The following is a 16,784-nucleotide window of genomic DNA, read 5'->3' as shown; positions in this document are numbered from 1 at the left end:
TGTATCAATTGGTTAATTTGCAAATAGCAGAGGAAGTGCTGTCGTGATGGGTGCAATAGCTCAAGAAGGTGCAGCGGGTATCGCCACTGCGGTCGCTGAAAGTGTTCAGTACCAGGGCCGCAAGGCCAGCCGACAGGGCAGTGAGCAGCGTCGCCAGGACATTCTCGACGCCGCGATGCGCATTGTCGTGCGCGACGGCGTACGTGCCGTGCGCCATCGTGCGGTCGCGGCGGAGGCCGGCGTGCCGCTGTCGGCGACCACGTATTACTTCAAGGATATCGATGACCTGCTCACCGATACCTTCGCCCAATATGTGGAGCGCAGCGCGGCGTACATGGCCAAGTTGTGGATCAACAACGAAGGTCTGCTGCGCGAAATGGTGGTCAGCGCCGACGGCAGCCCGGAGTCGCGCTCGCAACTGGCCGATGACATTGCGCGGCTGATGGCCGATTACGTGCACCGGCAATTGATCAACCGCCGCGAGCATTTGATGGCCGAACAGGCTTTCCGCCAGGAGGCGCTGCTCAACCCGCGCCTGGCGATTCTGGTGCGCTCGCATCAGCAGATTCTGTTGCAGGGCACTTGCCAGTTGTTTCAGGTACTGGGCTCGCGCGAACCGCAGCAGGATGCCAAGGTGTTGACGGCGATTATCGGGCGGATGGAATATCAGGGCCTGCTTAACGACGCCGAGCCTTTGGCCGAAGAGGACATGCTCGGGATTCTGACGCGGTATATGCACCTGGTGCTGGCGTCGGTCTAACACAATGTCATCCGTCTGACGCCGATCACACTGTAGGAGCTGCCGAAGGCTGCGATCTTTTGATCTGCTTTGAGAAGACCAAGGTAAAAAGATCGCAGCCTTCGGCAGCTCCTACAGGGAGTCCGCGCCCAGTCATTCAACGTGTCACGTTTTCTACAGGAGTTTCGGGTGGACGATTACCAGCAGACGATACGCATGTTGTCCGATCGCATTGTGCTGGCGCAGACGCCGATCCGCGTGCTCGATGCGGTCAAGTGGGACGACAACGTGCGCAAGGGTTTCCTCAAGGCCAAGGGCAAGGAAATGCCGGCGGTGGATCGCGACTACTACCTCAACCGTCCGCTGTCATTCGATTCGAGCCAGGTCAAGCTGGAATTCCAGAACATTGAACGCGATATCACCCGCCAACTGGGACAGTTCAACCCTGTCGGGCAGATCATGCGGCGCATGTGCAAGGAATACCGCATGGTGGTGCGCATGCTCGAAGCGCGCGGCACCGAGGATTTCGGCCTGATCTCGCAAGAACTGTACGGCGCGGCGTCCGATGCCTTCCACGCCGGTGACCCGACCCTGGCCGACCTCGGCCTGATGATGTCCGACTACCTGAACAACATCGACGGGCGCGGCGACCTCAAGGACGAGCCGAAAATCCTTACCGCCAAAGACGCGGTGCACCTGCTGCAAACCCGACTCAACAAGGTGTTCGGCGAGGCCGAGGAAACCATTCGCGTGTTCGAGTCCGACGGCATCGTCGCCGACGCGGCAGCGGGCGCCGACTACATCAAGATCCGCACCGACGCGCTGTTCAACGACCGCGACGTGCGCGCACTGGAAGTCCACGAAGGCCTGGTGCATGTCGGCACCACGCTCAACGGTTTGAACCAGCCGATCTGTACGTTCCTGTCGAAAGGCCCGCCCTCGTCGACGGTAACGCAGGAAGGTCTGGCGATCCTGATGGAAATCATCACCTTCGCCTCCTACCCGAGTCGCCTGCGCAAACTGACCAACCGCACCCGTGCGATACACATGGTCGAGGAGGGCGCGGACTTCTTGCAGATCTACCAATTCTTCCGCGAGCAGGGTTTCGAGATGGCCGAAAGCTACGGCAACGCCAGCCGGGTGTTCCGTGGCTCGACGCCGACCGGTCTGCCATTCACCAAAGACTTGTCCTACCTCAAGGGCTTCATCATGGTTTACAACTACATTCAGTTGGCCGTGCGCAAAGGCAAGCTCGAGCAGATTCCGTTGTTGTTCTGTGGCAAGACCACACTGGAAGACATGCGTACCTTGCGGCAACTGGTGGACGAAGGCCTGGTGGTGCCGCCCAAGTATTTGCCGGACCAGTTCCGTGACTTGAATGCGTTGTCGGCGTGGATGTGTTTCTCCAACTTCCTCAACCATTTGAGCCTGGACCGGATTGAGGCGGATTATTCCAATATCCTCTAGACCCAGCACCGAACCCCTTGTGAGAGCGAGCCTGCTCGCGAATGCGATCTCACCTTCAATATTGATGTTGGCTGATAAACCGCTTTCGCGAGCAGGCTCGCTCCCACAGGTTTGATTTGTGTTCAGCTCTCTTCTTTGCGAGGTTTCACCGGATGAGAATCCTCGGCATCCTTTGCCTGCTCTTGACCCTCGGCGGTTGCAGTTCGCTGCTGTTCTACCCCGAACCGGGCCAGATCTTCACCCCGGACAAAGCCAGACTCGAATACCGTACTGTCACGCTGACCACCGCCGACGGCCTGAAACTCAACGCCTGGTGGCTGCCGGCCAGATCTGGCGTCGAGGTCAAAGGCACGGTCCTGCATCTGCACGGCAACGGCGGCAATCTGCCGATGCATCTGGGCGGGAGCTGGTGGTTGCCGAAGAACGGCTATCAGGTGCTGCTGGTCGACTATCGCGGCTACGGTTTGTCCGAGGGCAAGCCGAGCCTGCCGGCGATCTATCAGGACATCGATGCGGCGTTCGCCTGGCTCGACAACGCGCCCGAGGTCAAAGGCAAACCGCTGGTGCTGCTCGGACAAAGCCTGGGCGGCGCGATGTCGGTGCATTGGCTGGCGCAGCATCCTGAGCGACAAAAACAGCTCAAGGCCCTGGTGCTGGATGGCGTGCCGGCCAGTTATCGCAGTGTCGGCCAGTTCGCCCTCAGCACTTCATGGCTGACCTGGCCGTTGCAAGTGCCGCTGTCGTGGCTCGTACCCGACGGCGACAGCGCAATCAACTCGATCGCACAGCTGACTGGCGTGCCGAAGCTGATCTTCCACAGCATCGACGATCCGCTGGTGCCGATGGCCAACGGCATTCGTCTGTATCAGGCAGCGCCGCCACCGCGCGTGTTGCAACTGACCCGTGGTGGTCATGTGCAAACCTTCGGCGACCCGGTGTGGCGCCAGGTCATGCTGCGCTATCTCGACGATCCCCAGCACTTCGACGGCCTGCGCCGCCTCGGCGAAATCCCCAATTATCCGAAAGCCCCGAATTCTGAAGATGAGAGTCCGCAATGAGTGAAGAACGTAATGCCATCCCGCTGATCATCACCGGTATCTGCAGCATCCTCGGCACCGTCGGAGCGCTGTGGTACTACGGCTATCTGCACTTCGCCAAGCCGGAGGATGCGTTGCTGCTCAGCGAATTCACCATGCTCAAGACCGTGCCGGGCGAGGACTACAAAGTCTCGCTGACCCCCGCGCCGCAAGTGGCGCAGTGTATTGATGGCGTGCTGGTGTTGTTCGATACCGAGCAGAAAGGCCTGACCGGGGTGTTGGTCAATGCGCAGAAGAAAGCCGTGCGGTGCATGGGCGAAGAGACACCGCAGAAGCTGGAGCAGTGATTCTGCAGGTTCAGCCCTCACCCTAACCCTCTCCCAGAGGGAGAGGGGACTGACCGAGGTGTTTGTTTGAGCTACGCCGACCTGATCCATTGCGTCGAACACAAGTTTTGAAAACGGCACAATTCGGCTCCCTCTCCCTCGGGAGAGGGCTGGGGTGAGGGGCTACGATATCTTCTCCCACAAAAAAGCCCCGCCTGATCAATCAGGCGGGGCTTTTGCGTTACCGGGTGAAGCTTAGTTCGAGCTCACCGAGGAGCGCGGTGCGACCGGCTGGTTGTCGTTGGAAATGGTCACTTCCACACGACGGTTCATCGCACGGCCCGAGACGCTGCCGTTATCCGCTACCGGGTATTCCTTGCCATAACCCTGAGCGACGATGCGCGAAGGGTCGACGCCCATCTTGATCAGAGCCATCTGCACGGAAGTCGCGCGGCGCTCGGACAGCGACTGGTTGTAGCTCGCGGTGCCGGTGCTGTCGGTGTAACCCTCGACGATCACTTTGCGGTCCGGGTTTTCCTGAAGGAATTGCGCCAGTTTGTTGATGTTCACCAGGCCGCTGGACTTCAGGTCAGCCTTGTTGGTGGCGAACAGCACGTCACCGAAAGTCACCAGCGTACCGCGATCGGTCTGCTTGGCGTTGAGGCTGTCCTGCAGCTGTTTGATCTGCTGGTCACGGGCATCCAGACGAGCCTGAGCGCGCTGTGCAGCGGCGTTTTTCAGGTTGTTTTCAGCGGTGCGCAAAGCGATGGTCTGCTTGGCCACTTCCACGCGCTGGTTGGTCAGATAAGCAAGTTGGTCAACTTTGGCCGCGTCTTGTTTATCCAGATAGGCCTTGTCGGCCTTGTCCAGGTAATCGCTGGCGTCTTTGGTTTCCAGTGCTGCGACTTTGCTCGCCTGTGGGTTGGCCTGCAGGCCGGCGTAGTTGGTGCGCGCCTGTTCCAGGTTCGGGTTAGGCGGGGTGGAGCAGGCAGCCAGTGCAACGCTTGCGGCCAGAAGAGCGGGAATCATCAGTTGCTTACGCATAATTTGTCGTCCTTTCTATCGGTAAGAGTTTCAGCTTTGCTGTCGGGATGCGCGCTTACTGCACAGTGCGCTGGCTTTCCTGACGCAGTTCCTGAACACCTTTCTGGGAATCCTTCACAGCCTGTTCGGCCTTGGCGGCCTGAGCCTTGCGTTCAGCGACGCGAGCATCCCATTCAGCCTGTTCGGACAGGCGACGGGCCTCGTCATACTTCTTGTCGTGCATGGCGATTTCAGCTTGTTTCAGTTTGTCCTGAGCCTGCTTCATTTCCACAGCAGCGAACTCGGTACCGCCAGCGCTGACAGCGCTGTTGACGGCCGATTGGGTCACGGCGTACTGCTCGGTCGGTGGGTTACCCGCGCAACCGGCCAGCACGAAGCTGGTGCCGATGGCCAGAGCGGCCAGTTTCAGACCGCGCAGGTGGGAAAACGAGGTTTGGGTTTTCATGGTCTTCAACTCCATTAGGCATCTCCTGAAAATACAACTGAATCCATCCTGGCAGAGGAGCCGAAAGCATCGCTTGTTGACGCGAATTGAAACGCTCGTTCCAGGCGTGGTTACCTGTTCCGACCGGCGGCATTTTTGAAAAGTTCAGAAAAGATGGCCTATCGCCAAAAATTAAATTGACCGTTTGGACAAGGCTCTGGGACGGGAACTTTAGCGGTTTGAGGCGGTACGCGCGGGTATTATCTGTCCGTTGATAAACCAATTTGCGAACTGGAATACCGCCCATGTGGGAGCGAGCCTGCTCGCGAATGCGATGTGTCAGTCAGCACAAATGCTGAATGATAATCCGCATTCGCGAGCAGGCTCACTCCTACAGTCTGATTTGTGTCGGATCAGTGCTTCTGCTTGTTCTCAGCCGAGGACAAGTCATGCAGATGTCGACGCGACAAGGCCAGAAAACGCGGGGTCGGGCCTACATCCTCATACAACGGGTCACCTTCCTCGTCCGTCGCCACCACAGTCGAGCCTTTCACATACGGCAGGCTCGCTTCGAACTCCTCAAGCGCAGCGCCGATCAGTTCGCCGAGCAGTTCTTCGGGATGGCGCTTGGGATACATCTCGGCAATCGCCGCCAGGCGAGCAGCGGATTCCACATCCAGGTGAATCGTGTAGCCGGTGTCGGTCAGGCGACCTTTGGCGTTTTCTTCCCAATGCTGGGCGAGTTCACGAATTTTCATGATGACCTCATTTCGCGCCTGCTGATCGCAGGCCTGGGTGAGTGTCCGGCAGCGCCGGCAGCGGGCCGTCGTACGGCTTACTGTTGAGACTGGCTTTCGCGCGCAAGGTTTAAGTCGATTCGTCGCCTGCTTGTAAGAAGCGGCGCAGAGCGGCACTCTCTGGCAAAGCATTCATTTCTGCGCTGTCCCCGATTACCGCTGGAGAACTGCTGATGACCGATATTGATGCACGCTTGCGCGAAGACGTTCACCTGCTCGGAGAGCTGTTGGGCAACACCATTCGAGACCAGTACGGCGAGGCGTTCCTCGACAAGATCGAGCAGATTCGCAAGGGCGCCAAAGCCGACCGGCGTGGCTCGATGGACGCCGAACTGAGCGCCAGCCTCAATCAATTGAGCGAAGACGAATTGCTCCCGGTCGCGCGAGCGTTCAACCAGTTTCTCAACCTGGCCAACATCGCCGAGCAGTATCAACTGATCCATCGCCGCGAGGAGTCGCAACCGGCGCCGTTCGAGTCGCGGGTTTTGCCGGAATTGCTCGCGCGCTTGCGCAGCGAAGGGCACAGCGCCGAATCCCTGGCCCGGCAACTGGCGCGACTGGAAATCGAACTGGTGCTGACCGCGCACCCAACCGAAGTGGCACGGCGCACCCTGATCCAGAAGTACGACGCGATCGCCGCGCAACTGGCCGCACAGGATCATCGCGACCTGACCAGTGCCGAGCGCGAGCAGATCCAGACCAAACTGCAACGGCTGATCGCTGAAGCCTGGCACACCGAAGAAATCCGCCGCACGCGGCCGACCCCGGTCGATGAAGCCAAGTGGGGCTTTGCGGTGATCGAGCATTCGTTGTGGCAGGCGATCCCCAACCACATGCGTAAGGCCGATCAGGCCCTGTTCGCCGCGACGGGCCTGCGCTTGCCACTGGAAGCCGCGCCGATCCGCTTCGCCTCGTGGATGGGCGGCGACCGTGACGGCAACCCCAATGTCACCGCGGCAGTGACCCGAGAAGTTTTACTCCTGGCGCGCTGGATGGCCGCTGATTTGTACCTGCGCGATGTCGATCATCTTGCTGCCGAGCTGTCGATGCAACAGGCCAGCGACGCGCTCAAGGCCAAGGCTGGCGACAGCGCCGAACCCTATCGCGCGGTGCTCAAGCAATTGCGCGAACGCCTGCGTGCCACGCGCAACTGGGCACACGCCGCGTTGACCGCGCCGACCCCGGCAAACGCCGATGTGCTGAATGACAATCACGATCTGCTCGAACCACTGCAGCTGTGTTTCAACTCGCTGCACGAATGCGGCATGGGCGTGATCGCCGACGGGCCGTTGCTCGATTGCCTGCGTCGAGCGGTGACGTTCGGCCTGTTCCTGGTGCGCCTCGATGTGCGTCAGGATTCCACGCGGCACAGCTCGGCGATGACGGAAATCACCGATTACCTCGGCCTCGGCCGCTATGAGGACTGGGACGAAGAACAGCGCATCAACTTCCTCACCGAGGAGCTGAACAACCGTCGTCCGTTGCTGCCAGCGCATTTCAAACCGTCGGCGGATACCGCTGAAGTGCTCAACACCTGCAAGGAGATCGCCGCCGCGCCCGCTGCGTCGCTGGGCTCCTACGTGATCTCCATGGCTGGCGCGGCTTCCGATGTCCTCGCGGTGCAATTGTTGCTCAAGGAATCCGGCGTGCTGCGGCCGATGCGTGTGGTGCCGCTGTTCGAAACCCTCGCCGACCTCGACAACGCCGGGCCGGTGATGGAGCGTCTGTTGCTGTTGCCGGGCTATCGCGCGCGCCTGCACGGTCCGCAGGAAGTGATGATCGGCTATTCCGACTCGGCCAAGGATGCCGGCACCACCGCTGCGGCCTGGGCGCAATATCGTGCGCAGGAGCGGCTGGTGGAAATCTGCCGTGAACAGCAAGTCGAACTGTTGTTGTTCCATGGTCGCGGCGGCACCGTGGGACGTGGCGGCGGCCCGGCGCACGCGGCGATTCTGTCGCAGCCGCCGGGTTCGGTGGCGGGGCGTTTCCGTACTACCGAGCAGGGCGAAATGATTCGTTTCAAATTCGGCCTGCCAGACATCGCCGAGCAAAACCTCAATCTGTATCTGGCCGCCGTGCTCGAAGCGACCTTGCTGCCACCGCCGCCGCCGACGCCTGAATGGCGGCATCTGATGGACGAACTGGCGGCTGACGGTGTCAGCGCTTACCGCCAGGTAGTGCGGGAAAATCCGCAATTCGTCGAGTATTTCCGTCAGTCGACCCCGGAGCAGGAGCTGGGACGTTTGCCTTTGGGCAGTCGTCCGGCCAAGCGCCGTGCCGGCGGAATCGAAAGCCTGCGGGCGATCCCGTGGATTTTCGGCTGGACCCAAACGCGGCTGATGCTGCCGGCCTGGCTCGGTTGGGAGACAGCGCTGAGCAAGGCCCTGGAGCGCGGCGAGGGCGAATTGCTCGGGCAGATGCGCGAACAGTGGCCGTTCTTCCGCACCCGCATCGACATGCTGGAAATGGTTCTGGCCAAGGCTGATGCGGATATTGCGCAGTCCTACGACGAGCGTCTGGTCGAGGCCGATCTGCTGCCGTTGGGCGCGCAGTTACGCGACCTATTGTCGCAGGCCTGCTCGGTGGTGCTCGGCCTGACCGGGCAGTCGCAGCTGCTGGCACACAGCCCGGACACCCTCGAATTCATCCGCTTGCGCAACACCTACCTCGACCCGCTGCATCTATTGCAGGCGGAGTTGTTGGCGCGTTCGCGGCAGCAGGAAGTCGAGCAGGGCAGCCCGGTGGAACAGGCGCTGCTGGTGTCTGTGGCGGGGATTGCCGCCGGATTGCGCAATACCGGCTAAGGTTGCTGATCACGTCAGGCGGCATTCGCGATGAGGGTCGGATGCCGCTACTTGTGCCGTGGGAAAGTGCCGCGAGGCGACAGTTAATGTTGGGGTTGCGACTTGGGTTACCGCGTCGCGAGGTCACGGCGGGCGTCGGTTTCTCCGACTTTTGGCGTCTTGTGTGGGCGCAGCCTGCTGTGTATCTTGATCAGCCTTTGGCCGTTTGTGCGGCCACGACCCGTATTTTCAGGATCCGCCGGTTACGAGCGAATCCTTTGTTTTGTAAAGCTTTTATATAAAAAATTGAGGAGCACATCGATGCGCGTCATTCTGCTGGGAGCTCCCGGGGCCGGTAAAGGTACTCAGGCAAAGTTCATCACCGAGAAATTCGGCATTCCGCAAATCTCCACCGGCGACATGCTGCGTGCTGCGGTCAAGGCCGGCACTCCACTGGGCGTGCAAGCCAAGAGCATCATGGATGCCGGCGGCCTGGTATCGGATGACCTGATCATCGCGCTGGTCAAGGACCGCATCGCTCAACCTGATTGCGCCAACGGTTTCCTGTTCGACGGCTTCCCGCGCACCATTCCGCAGGCGGAAGCACTGGTCACTGCCGGTGTCGAACTGGACGCTGTGGTGGAAATCGCTGTTGAAGACGAAGAAATCGTTCAGCGCATCGCCGGTCGCCGTGTTCACGAAGCCAGCGGCCGCGTTTACCACATCGTCTACAATCCGCCGAAACTGGCAGGCAAGGACGACATCACTGGCGAAGAGCTGGTGCAGCGCAAGGACGACACCGAGGAAACCGTGCGTCATCGCCTGTCGGTCTACCATTCGCAGACCAAGCCGCTGGTGGAGTTCTACCAGAAGTTGTCTGCCGCCAATGGTGGCAAGCCGAAGTACAGTCACATTCCAGGCGTGGGTTCGGTCGATGCGATCACGGCCAAGGTGCTGGCCGCGCTGAGCTGAAAAGTCTGAACCGCAGCATCAATCCACGGCCCGCTTGCGGGCCGTAGTTGTTTATACTGACGCACTTTTTTCCCACCCCTGTTTTGGAAACATCGATGAGCACCTTGCTGGCCCTGGACACCGCGACTGAAGCTTGCTCCGTTGCCTTGCTGCATGACGGCAAGGTCACGAGCCATTACGAGGTGATCCCGCGTTTGCACGCGCAGAAGCTGCTGCCGATGATCCAGCAATTGCTCGCCGATGCCGGCACCACGCTGCAAGCGGTCGACGCGATTGCTTTCGGCCGTGGCCCGGGCGCGTTTACCGGTGTGCGCATTGCCATTGGTGTGGTGCAGGGTTTGGCCTTTGCGCTGGATCGTCCGGTCTTGCCGGTATCCAATCTTGCCGTGCTGGCACAGCGTGCCTTGCGTGAGCATGGCGTCAGCCAGGTGGCGGCTGCGATCGATGCGCGGATGGATGAAGTGTATTGGGGCTGCTACCGCGAGACGGCGGGGGAGATGCGTCTGGTTGGCGCCGAAGCCGTGCTGCCGCCGGAAGTCGCCGCGTTACCAGCTGATGCCAGTGGCGATTGGTTCGGTGCCGGAACCGGTTGGGGTTATGGTGAGCGCATCGCGATCAATCTGAGCGGCGCCGACGCCGGCATGCTGCCCCACGCCGAGGACCTGCTGACGCTGGCGCGTTTCGCCTGGGAGCGCGGCGAATCAATCCCGGCGGATGACGCCCAACCGGTTTACCTGCGCGATAAAGTCGCCACGCCCAAAGCCCGCTGAATCAGCGCAAACCCTGTGGGAGCGAGCTTGCTCGCGAAGTAGCCGGCACATTCAGCACTTGTATTGACTGACCAGACGCCTTCGCGAGCAAGCTCGCTCCCACAGGGTGGAGGTCCCATCCAAATATCGCCAATCGTCAGTTTCTACACCCTCGCTTAAAACCTTTTGCGCTTTCTGTGTTCTAGTTATCACTCGGCGGTTTGCTAAGTCGGTCAAGTGCCGCTAAATTGCCATCATCGATACCGAGCATGACATTATGCGTATAGACGGCGTTTCCACTCAGTCCTATCCCATCAAGCGCAAGCCGCGCAAAGGCAATGCGGCGCTGGATGAGTCCGTCGACATCATCGACGGCGAGCTGGAATTTCCGAGCGAAGAGCAAATGGCCGCTCGTGCTGCCCAAGCCACCGCGCAACGTCTGAGCAACCTGCCTGCCCGTCAGCAAGACATGATCTACCACCGCGCAATGAAGAAAAGCGTAGCGATGGCCCTGGCCAGCTACCTGAGCACCGCCGGTTTTGTCGATTGGGATGCGGACGTGCTGGGCCTCGATCTGTATATCTGATGGATCTGCCTTACTACCTCGGCTGCCCGTCCTGGAGCGAAAATGCCTGGCGCGAGTATCTGTATCCGGTAGACGCAAAAACCTCCGATTTTCTCGCTCTCTACTGCCAGGTGTTCAACGCGGTTGAAGGCAACACCACCTTCTACGCCAGTCCGTCGCCAGCCACTGTGCAGCGCTGGGCCGAGATCATGCCCGCGCACTTTCGCTTTACCGCCAAATTTCCCGGCGACATCAGCCACAGTGGCGACCTGCGCGAGCAACTGAGCGCTGCCGAAACTTTCCTGCAATTGCTAAAACCCCTTGGTGAGCGTGTTTCGCCGCTGTGGCTGCAACTGTCGAAAAGCTTCACACCGCAGCGTCTGCCGGAACTGGTGGCGTTCATCGACGCGCTGGATTGCCCGCTCGCAGTGGAAGTGCGCAATGAGCAGTTCTTCGCCAAGGGCGACAGCGAGCGCCTGCTCAATCGCCTGCTGCTGGATCGAGGCGTGGAGCGCATCTGTCTCGACCCGCGCGCACTGTTCAGTTGCTTGTCGACCGAGTCTTCGGTGATCCATGCGCAATCGAAAAAGCCGCGAGTGCCGACCCGTCCGGCGGCGTTCACGCAGTTTCCTCAGGTGCGCTTCATCGGCCATCCGAAGCTTGAGGCCAACGAGGCGTTTCTCGTGCCGTGGGTGGCGAAAATCGCCGAATGGATCGAAGAGGGCCGCACGCCTTACATCTTCCTGCACACCGCCGACAACCTGTTGGCAGCGAAACTGGCGCAGCGTTTCCACGCCCGACTGATGCAACGTTTGCCTGGCTTGCCCGCGCTGCCTGAGCTATACAGAGAACCCGCCGCCGAGCAGCTTGGCTTGCTCTGAGGCGGGTTTTTTTCTGCCCCGGAGCCCGTCGATGAACGTCCAAGCCAGTCAAGCGCAACTGCGTAAAGCCCAGGCCTTCAAGGCCCTGCATGATCGCCAGGGAATCTTTGTGATTCCCAATCCGTGGGATGCCGGCTCGGCGAAGATGCTCGCCAGTCTGGGTTATCAGGCCTTGGCCACCACCAGTGCCGGCTACGCGTTTTCTCAGGGCAAGGCTGATGGCGCGTTGAGTCTCGACGAGACCATGGCCAATGTCCGCGCGATCGTCGCAGCGACGGATCTGCCGGTGGCGGTGGATCTGGAAAACGGCTTTGCCGATGATCCGGTCGAAGCTGCGCAGAGTCTTCTACGCGCAGCCGAGGCGGGCGCGGTGGGCGGTTCGATCGAAGATGCCACGGGGCGGCCGGACGCGCCGATCTATTGCTTCGAACACGCCGTGGCGCGCATTGAAGCCGCCGTCGCGGCGGTGCGCACGCTGCCGTTTCCCTTTGTCCTCACCGCTCGCGCGGAAAACTACCTGCACGGTAACCCGGATCTTGATGACACCATTCGCCGCTTGCAGGCATTCGCCGAGGCGGGTGCCGACGTGCTCTACGCGCCGGGTTTGCGCACCGCCGAAGAAGTGCGGGCGGTGGTGCGAGCCGTGGCGCCGAAACCGGTCAACGTATTGATGTCCGGTGGTTTGAAACTGACGGTGCAACAGCTTGAGGAAATGGGCGTACGGCGGATCAGCACCGGGTCGGCGCTGGCGCTGGCGGCGTTCGGCGAGTTCTTCCGCGCGGCTGAAGAAATCCAGCAGTCCGGCACCTTTGGCTTTACGTCGCAGTCGATGCCGTACGCCAAGGCCAATCAGTTCTTCAAGGACTGAGCATGGGGCGCTGGCTGTTCTGGTGGGTGTTGCTGGCGATCGGCGGTGCGGCGGTCAGTGTCTGGCGCGGTTGGCTGGACGTGCCACCGCAGTGGAACCCTTGGGCACCGCTGGACGTAAAAGCCGCGCCCAATTGGCTGACCGGTTACAAACTCATGCGCCTGCGCAGCGATCCTGAGCTGTGCGCACAGGCACTGGGCAGCTCGGATCTGCGCGTCAGCCGCCAGGCCGACAGCCCCGGTGCCAAGTGCCCGCTGATCGGCGCTCTGCGTGTGCAGGGCGGTGACGTGGCGCTGAGCAGCAGTTTTATCGCCAGTTGCCCACTGGCGGTGGCCTACGCGATGTTCGAACACCACACCCTGCAACCGGCGGCGCAATCGGTTTACGGCCAGAAGATCACGCGGGTCGACCATCTCGGCAGCTTTGCCTGTCGCAATGTCTACAACCGTGAGAACGGTGCCCTCAGTCGACATGCCAGTGCCGATGCGTTGGACATTGCCGGCTTCCGCCTCGCTGACGGACGCACGATCAGCGTGCTCAAGGACTGGCCAAAACAGAATCAGGACGCACAATTTCTGCGTCAGCTGCGCGATGGCGCCTGTGAGTCATTCAGTGTGGTGTTGAGCCCGGATTACAACGCTGCCCATCGCAATCACTTTCATGTCGATGTCGGGCGCTGGAGCGTGTGTCGCTGAGGATCAGGCGGCGAGACGCAGGTTCTGCAGAACGATCGGACGAGCCCAGCCATTATCGAAGTCCAGCGCTTTCTGTTGCTCGACGATTTCTTCCGGCGGGAACGGCGGGTACGGCTTCTGCAGCAAGTCCAGGTCGAACTCGGCGATCGGCAGGTACAGTGGACGTTTTTGTGGAGCGGGGCCTGGTTCAGGCAGCGGCTGGCCATTGTTGATCACGATCGGGCGCACCCAACTGCTGTCGAAGTCCTGTTGCTCTTGCTGGGCTTTGATTTCTTCAGGCGGGAACGGCGGGAACGGCTTGTCCAGCAGCTCCATTTCAAATTCGGCGATCGGCAGGAACAGCGGCTCTGGCGGACGAACTTCGGTTTCCACCACATCGCACTCGCGCTGGCTGACGATGTGCGCGTGCAGTTCGCTGCCAACGGTCGGTTCTTCCGGGCTGTTCAGGTCTACCGGTGGAAACGTGCCACAGGCAGGCACCACTTCACTCGTCTGTTCGGCCAAGGCCTGGGCAAAGAAATCCTGCCACAGGTGACTGACGCCGCTCAGTGCTTGAGTGTTATGACGGCTGAAGTCGCCATGGGGCGAAACGTAGCCAATCGATGTGGGAAGAATGCCTGACATTTTTTTCGGTTGACGCTCAGCTCTGGCAAAATGCGCGTTGAATGGTTTATCGGCGGTTTTTGTCGATCCTTAACTTTTTTGAGCGTTTTTTCATGATCGAGTCACCCGCGGCCTGCCGCATTCACGTTCAGGCCCTCGCGCCGACGTTTCAAGCGCAAGCCGAGCACTGGGCCGAACGTCTCGGCCTGCCGCTCGGCGAGGCGGACGGCGAGTTCGCCTTGCAGGTGGGCGAGCAGGGTTTGCAGTTGCAGCAGCTTGGCCCGGACGCCCCGGGCCCGGTGCGGGTCGACTTCGTCGAGGGCGGTGCGGCGCATCGGCGTTTGTATGGCGGCGGCAGCGGGCAGATGATCGCCAAAGCGGTCGGCATCGCCCAAGGCGTGCGCCCGCGCGTGCTCGACGCCACGGCGGGGTTGGGCAAGGATGCGTTTGTGCTGGCCAGTCTCGGTTGTGAAATGAGCCTGATCGAGCGCCAGCCGTTGATCGGCGCATTGCTTGAGGATGGCCTGGCGCGGGCGGCGGAAGATTTCGACGTGGCGCCGATCGTGGCGCGGATGAAATTGCTCAAAGGCAATTCCATTGAGGTCATGCGTCATTGGGAAGGCGAGCCGCCACAGGTGATCTATCTCGATCCGATGTTTCCGCATCGTGAGAAAACCGCATTGGTGAAGAAAGAGATGCGCCTGTTCCGACCGCTGGTAGGCGATGACCCGGATGCACCGGCCTTGCTTGAAGCGGCGCTGGCCCTGGCCACGCACCGGGTCGTCGTCAAGCGCCCGCGCAAGGCACCGTGCATCGAAGGGCCGAAACCGAGCCATGCGCTGGATGGCAAATCGAGCCGGTATGACATTTATCCGAAGAAAGCGCTCAAACCCTGAGACCGTGTGGCCCCATTCGCGAGCAGGCTCGCTCCCACAGTTGAAATGCATTCCAATGTGGGAGCGAGCCTGCTCGCGAAGCGGTCTGCACAAGCACCGCAAAACTGTCAGGGTTTGTACGCCCTCATGAACAACCCCACCACCTCCCGCACATGCCGTTCCGCCGCCTCACCCGTCAGCGGCTCGCCACAGCCATACAGCAAACGAAAATTCCCCGCGCCTTTGATCAGGCAGAAGAAGTGCTCGGCGGCATTGCGTGGCTGGTCGATGCTCAGCGCGCCGGTCGCATGGATCTTCGCCAGCAAACCTTCCATTCCATTGACCACCCGCTCCGGGCCGGCCTCGAAGAAGATCAGCGACAGCTTCGGGTCCTGACTGCCCAGCGCCATGATCAGGCGGTGCAGGTTCACTGATTCGTCGCTGTTGATCAGTTGATGGAAGCCCCGGGCAATATTCAGCAAGACGTTTTCCACCGGAGTATTTTCCGGCAATTCGAAGAACAGCGGCGGCAGTTGCTCCTCGCATTTCGCGACGACGGCGGCGGAAAACAGCGTCTCCTTGTCGTTGAAATGGCTGTAGACCGTCAGCTTTGACACGCCGGCCTCGCTGGCCACCGCGTCCATGCTGGTGTTGGCGTAGCCATGGCAGAGAAACAGGGTTTTCGCCGCGTCGAGGATCGCCTGGCGCTTTGCCGGATCCTTGGGGCGGCCCGGGCCGTTTGGAGCTGAAAGATTGTTCGACATTCTTCGCTTTTAATACTGGACTGGTGAGTTTGCTATTAATACCATACCCGCCAGTATAAATATTCCAAGCCTCATTCGCGAAAGGTCCGTCACCATGTTCCGCCATGCGTTGTCCTTTGCATTGCCAGCCAGTCTGGCGTTCCTGTTATCGGCGTGCGGTCAGGAAGAGGTGACGAAAGTCACCGTGCGACCGGCCATGGTGGTGCAACCCGAGCCTTCGGCGCAGGCGATGGAAAGTTATCCGGGCGAGGTTCGCGCGCGTTATGAGCCTGATCTGGCGTTTCGCATCGGGGGCAAAGTCAGCCGACGACTGGTCGACGAAGGTCAGCGCGTCAAGGCCGATCAGCCCTTGGCCGAACTCGATCCGCAAGATGTGCGCCTGCAACTGGAGGCCACCCGCGCTCAGGTCGCCGCCGCCGAGGCCAATCTGAACCTGGTGCGCGCCGAGCGCGATCGCTACAAAACCCTGATGGAGCGGCAGATGGTCAGCCGCTCGGCCTACGACAACGCGGAAAATCTATACCGCTCCGGCGAAGCCCGCCTTAAACAAATCAAAGCTGAATTCAACGTTTCGACCAACCAGGCCAGTTACGCGGTGCTGCGTGCGCCACAGGATGGCGTGGTGGCCAAGCGTTCGGTAGAAGTCGGCCAGGTGGTCGCCGCCGGGCAAACCGTGTTCACTCTCGCCACCGACGGCGAGCGCGAAGTCCTGATCAGCCTGCCGGAGCAAAGCTTCGGCCGCTTCAAGGTCGGTCAGCCGGTCTCCGTGGAGTTGTGGGCGCAGCAGAATCAACGCTTCGCTGGGCAGATCCGCGAGCTGTCGCCAGCCGCCGATCCGCGCTCGCGCACTTTCGCCGCGCGCATCTCGTTCACCAGCGGCAAAGTCCCGGCCGAGCTGGGGCAGAGCGCTCGGGTGTTCGTGCAAGCGGCCGACAGTGTTTCGCTCTCCATTCCGCTTTCCGCGCTGACGGCTGAAAACGGCGCCACCTACATATGGGTAGTCAACGACAACAACACGTTGAAGAAAACCCCGGTGCGGGTCGGCCCGTTCGGCGAGAAAAGCGTGGCAGTGCTCGAAGGCCTGAATGCCAGCGACTGGGTGGTGGCTGCCGGCGTTCACGTCTTGCTCGACGGCCAGCAGGTGCGGCCGGTGGATCGCGCCAACCGTGTGGTCAATCTGGCGAACAAGGAGTAA

The 16,784-nt window shown here is 60.8% G+C and carries 18 protein-coding genes; 13 read left to right on the top strand and 5 right to left on the bottom strand.

Translation table 11 applies throughout. From position 1 onward, the window contains the following. The first annotated feature begins 46 nt into the window (after positions 1 to 46). The 4 genes from AC0Z4S_RS11840 (at position 47) to AC0Z4S_RS11825 (ending at position 3,590) form a co-directional block, all read left to right on the top strand. Positions 47 to 760, top strand: coding sequence for a TetR/AcrR family transcriptional regulator (locus AC0Z4S_RS11840; protein WP_056783159.1), 714 nt, complete (start codon positions 47 to 49; stop codon positions 758 to 760). 195 nt (positions 761 to 955) lie between these two features. After that, positions 956 to 2,206 (top strand): flavohemoglobin expression-modulating QEGLA motif protein, encoded by a 1,251-nt coding sequence (locus AC0Z4S_RS11835; protein WP_485623129.1) that lies wholly within the window; start codon positions 956 to 958, stop codon positions 2,204 to 2,206. Between the two features lie 152 nt (positions 2,207 to 2,358). After that, positions 2,359 to 3,264: an alpha/beta hydrolase gene (locus AC0Z4S_RS11830; protein WP_485623109.1), complete on the top strand. Its 906-nt coding sequence runs from the start codon at positions 2,359 to 2,361 to the stop codon at positions 3,262 to 3,264. Beyond that, a complete protein-coding gene (locus tag AC0Z4S_RS11825) occupies positions 3,261 to 3,590 on the top strand; it encodes a PA3694 family proteiin (RefSeq protein ID WP_207809022.1) in 330 nt (109 codons plus the stop codon). Before AC0Z4S_RS11830 ends, AC0Z4S_RS11825 begins: the two co-directional genes overlap by 4 nt. Positions 3,591 to 3,824: 234 nt before the next feature. Here AC0Z4S_RS11825 and lptF read toward each other — a convergent pair whose 3' ends face one another. The 3 genes from lptF to AC0Z4S_RS11810 all read right to left on the bottom strand — a co-directional run bounded on the left by lptF (position 3,825) and on the right by AC0Z4S_RS11810 (position 5,795). Continuing rightward, positions 3,825 to 4,613: a lipotoxin F family OmpA-related lipoprotein LptF gene (gene lptF / locus AC0Z4S_RS11820; RefSeq protein WP_253499505.1), complete on the bottom strand. Its 789-nt coding sequence runs from the start codon at positions 4,611 to 4,613 to the stop codon at positions 3,825 to 3,827. A gap of 55 nt (positions 4,614 to 4,668) precedes the next feature. Then, positions 4,669 to 5,073 (bottom strand): DUF4398 domain-containing protein, encoded by a 405-nt coding sequence (locus tag AC0Z4S_RS11815; RefSeq protein WP_024011747.1) that lies wholly within the window; start codon positions 5,071 to 5,073, stop codon positions 4,669 to 4,671. Positions 5,074 to 5,450: 377 nt separating this feature from the next. Then, the gene (locus tag AC0Z4S_RS11810) at positions 5,451 to 5,795 is read right to left on the bottom strand and encodes a hypothetical protein (protein WP_042606952.1); all 345 of its coding nucleotides are present in this window, start codon (positions 5,793 to 5,795) and stop codon (positions 5,451 to 5,453) included. A gap of 212 nt (positions 5,796 to 6,007) precedes the next feature. Here AC0Z4S_RS11810 and ppc point away from each other — a divergent pair, with 212 nt between their 5' ends. The 7 genes from ppc (at position 6,008) to AC0Z4S_RS11775 (ending at position 13,347) form a co-directional block, all read left to right on the top strand. After that, entirely contained in the window at positions 6,008 to 8,638 is a 2,631-nt protein-coding gene (gene ppc / locus AC0Z4S_RS11805; RefSeq protein WP_485623108.1) for a phosphoenolpyruvate carboxylase, read from the top strand. A 300-nt stretch (positions 8,639 to 8,938) separates the two neighbouring features. Beyond that, entirely contained in the window at positions 8,939 to 9,589 is a 651-nt protein-coding gene (adk, locus tag AC0Z4S_RS11800; protein WP_217864255.1) for an adenylate kinase, read from the top strand. Between the two features lie 95 nt (positions 9,590 to 9,684). Beyond that, positions 9,685 to 10,359, top strand: coding sequence for a tRNA (adenosine(37)-N6)-threonylcarbamoyltransferase complex dimerization subunit type 1 TsaB (gene tsaB / locus AC0Z4S_RS11795; RefSeq protein WP_485623106.1), 675 nt, complete (start codon positions 9,685 to 9,687; stop codon positions 10,357 to 10,359). Between the two features lie 256 nt (positions 10,360 to 10,615). After that, positions 10,616 to 10,924, top strand: coding sequence for a hypothetical protein (locus AC0Z4S_RS11790; RefSeq protein WP_042606956.1), 309 nt, complete (start codon positions 10,616 to 10,618; stop codon positions 10,922 to 10,924). Continuing rightward, positions 10,924 to 11,784 carry a DUF72 domain-containing protein gene (locus tag AC0Z4S_RS11785; protein WP_485623104.1) on the top strand — a complete coding sequence of 287 codons (861 nt, stop codon included), beginning with the start codon at positions 10,924 to 10,926 and terminating at the stop codon, positions 11,782 to 11,784. The genes AC0Z4S_RS11790 and AC0Z4S_RS11785 overlap by 1 nt, the downstream gene beginning before the upstream one ends. 31 nt (positions 11,785 to 11,815) lie before the next feature. Further along, positions 11,816 to 12,652: an isocitrate lyase/PEP mutase family protein gene (locus AC0Z4S_RS11780; RefSeq protein WP_485623103.1), complete on the top strand. Its 837-nt coding sequence runs from the start codon at positions 11,816 to 11,818 to the stop codon at positions 12,650 to 12,652. A gap of 2 nt (positions 12,653 to 12,654) precedes the next feature. Further along, complete coding sequence (locus tag AC0Z4S_RS11775; RefSeq protein WP_485623102.1) at positions 12,655 to 13,347, top strand: extensin-like domain-containing protein; 693 nt, start codon at positions 12,655 to 12,657, stop codon at positions 13,345 to 13,347. Between the two features lie 3 nt (positions 13,348 to 13,350). Here the strand turns inward: AC0Z4S_RS11775 and AC0Z4S_RS11770 are convergent, their stop codons facing one another. After that, positions 13,351 to 13,971 (bottom strand): energy transducer TonB, encoded by a 621-nt coding sequence (locus tag AC0Z4S_RS11770; protein ID WP_253499522.1) that lies wholly within the window; start codon positions 13,969 to 13,971, stop codon positions 13,351 to 13,353. A gap of 92 nt (positions 13,972 to 14,063) precedes the next feature. Here AC0Z4S_RS11770 and AC0Z4S_RS11765 point away from each other — a divergent pair, with 92 nt between their 5' ends. Further along, a complete protein-coding gene (locus AC0Z4S_RS11765) occupies positions 14,064 to 14,846 on the top strand; it encodes a class I SAM-dependent methyltransferase (RefSeq protein ID WP_083354285.1) in 783 nt (260 codons plus the stop codon). A gap of 107 nt (positions 14,847 to 14,953) precedes the next feature. On the opposite strand, the gene AC0Z4S_RS11760 is transcribed toward AC0Z4S_RS11765, so the two are convergent. Then, positions 14,954 to 15,589: a TetR/AcrR family transcriptional regulator gene (locus AC0Z4S_RS11760; RefSeq protein ID WP_485623100.1), complete on the bottom strand. Its 636-nt coding sequence runs from the start codon at positions 15,587 to 15,589 to the stop codon at positions 14,954 to 14,956. 94 nt (positions 15,590 to 15,683) lie between these two features. Here AC0Z4S_RS11760 and AC0Z4S_RS11755 point away from each other — a divergent pair, with 94 nt between their 5' ends. Continuing rightward, a complete protein-coding gene (locus AC0Z4S_RS11755; RefSeq protein WP_485623099.1) occupies positions 15,684 to 16,784 on the top strand; it encodes an efflux RND transporter periplasmic adaptor subunit in 1,101 nt (366 codons plus the stop codon).

This window comes from Pseudomonas sp. 1L-B-1-E-C1, from assembly GCF_057291835.1.
This window is presented reverse-complemented; position numbering and strand designations above follow the sequence as displayed.

What these genes read in the sequence shown, in the direction of transcription:
- AC0Z4S_RS11840 (WP_056783159.1), top strand. Translation starts at nt 47, where the DNA reads ATGGGTGCAATAGCTCAAGAAGGTGCAGCGGGTATCGCCACTGCGGTC.
- AC0Z4S_RS11835 (WP_485623129.1), top strand. Translation starts at nt 956, where the DNA reads ATGTTGTCCGATCGCATTGTGCTGGCGCAGACGCCGATCCGCGTGCTC.
- AC0Z4S_RS11830 (WP_485623109.1), top strand. Translation starts at nt 2,359, where the DNA reads ATGAGAATCCTCGGCATCCTTTGCCTGCTCTTGACCCTCGGCGGTTGC.
- AC0Z4S_RS11825 (WP_207809022.1), top strand. Translation starts at nt 3,261, where the DNA reads ATGAGTGAAGAACGTAATGCCATCCCGCTGATCATCACCGGTATCTGC.
- lptF (WP_253499505.1), bottom strand. Translation starts at nt 4,613, where the DNA reads ATGCGTAAGCAACTGATGATTCCCGCTCTTCTGGCCGCAAGCGTTGCA.
- AC0Z4S_RS11815 (WP_024011747.1), bottom strand. Translation starts at nt 5,073, where the DNA reads ATGGAGTTGAAGACCATGAAAACCCAAACCTCGTTTTCCCACCTGCGC.
- AC0Z4S_RS11810 (WP_042606952.1), bottom strand. Translation starts at nt 5,795, where the DNA reads ATGAAAATTCGTGAACTCGCCCAGCATTGGGAAGAAAACGCCAAAGGT.
- ppc (WP_485623108.1), top strand. Translation starts at nt 6,008, where the DNA reads ATGACCGATATTGATGCACGCTTGCGCGAAGACGTTCACCTGCTCGGA.
- adk (WP_217864255.1), top strand. Translation starts at nt 8,939, where the DNA reads ATGCGCGTCATTCTGCTGGGAGCTCCCGGGGCCGGTAAAGGTACTCAG.
- tsaB (WP_485623106.1), top strand. Translation starts at nt 9,685, where the DNA reads ATGAGCACCTTGCTGGCCCTGGACACCGCGACTGAAGCTTGCTCCGTT.
- AC0Z4S_RS11790 (WP_042606956.1), top strand. Translation starts at nt 10,616, where the DNA reads ATGCGTATAGACGGCGTTTCCACTCAGTCCTATCCCATCAAGCGCAAG.
- AC0Z4S_RS11785 (WP_485623104.1), top strand. Translation starts at nt 10,924, where the DNA reads ATGGATCTGCCTTACTACCTCGGCTGCCCGTCCTGGAGCGAAAATGCC.
- AC0Z4S_RS11780 (WP_485623103.1), top strand. Translation starts at nt 11,816, where the DNA reads ATGAACGTCCAAGCCAGTCAAGCGCAACTGCGTAAAGCCCAGGCCTTC.
- AC0Z4S_RS11775 (WP_485623102.1), top strand. Translation starts at nt 12,655, where the DNA reads ATGGGGCGCTGGCTGTTCTGGTGGGTGTTGCTGGCGATCGGCGGTGCG.
- AC0Z4S_RS11770 (WP_253499522.1), bottom strand. Translation starts at nt 13,971, where the DNA reads ATGTCAGGCATTCTTCCCACATCGATTGGCTACGTTTCGCCCCATGGC.
- AC0Z4S_RS11765 (WP_083354285.1), top strand. Translation starts at nt 14,064, where the DNA reads ATGATCGAGTCACCCGCGGCCTGCCGCATTCACGTTCAGGCCCTCGCG.
- AC0Z4S_RS11760 (WP_485623100.1), bottom strand. Translation starts at nt 15,589, where the DNA reads ATGTCGAACAATCTTTCAGCTCCAAACGGCCCGGGCCGCCCCAAGGAT.
- AC0Z4S_RS11755 (WP_485623099.1), top strand. Translation starts at nt 15,684, where the DNA reads ATGTTCCGCCATGCGTTGTCCTTTGCATTGCCAGCCAGTCTGGCGTTC.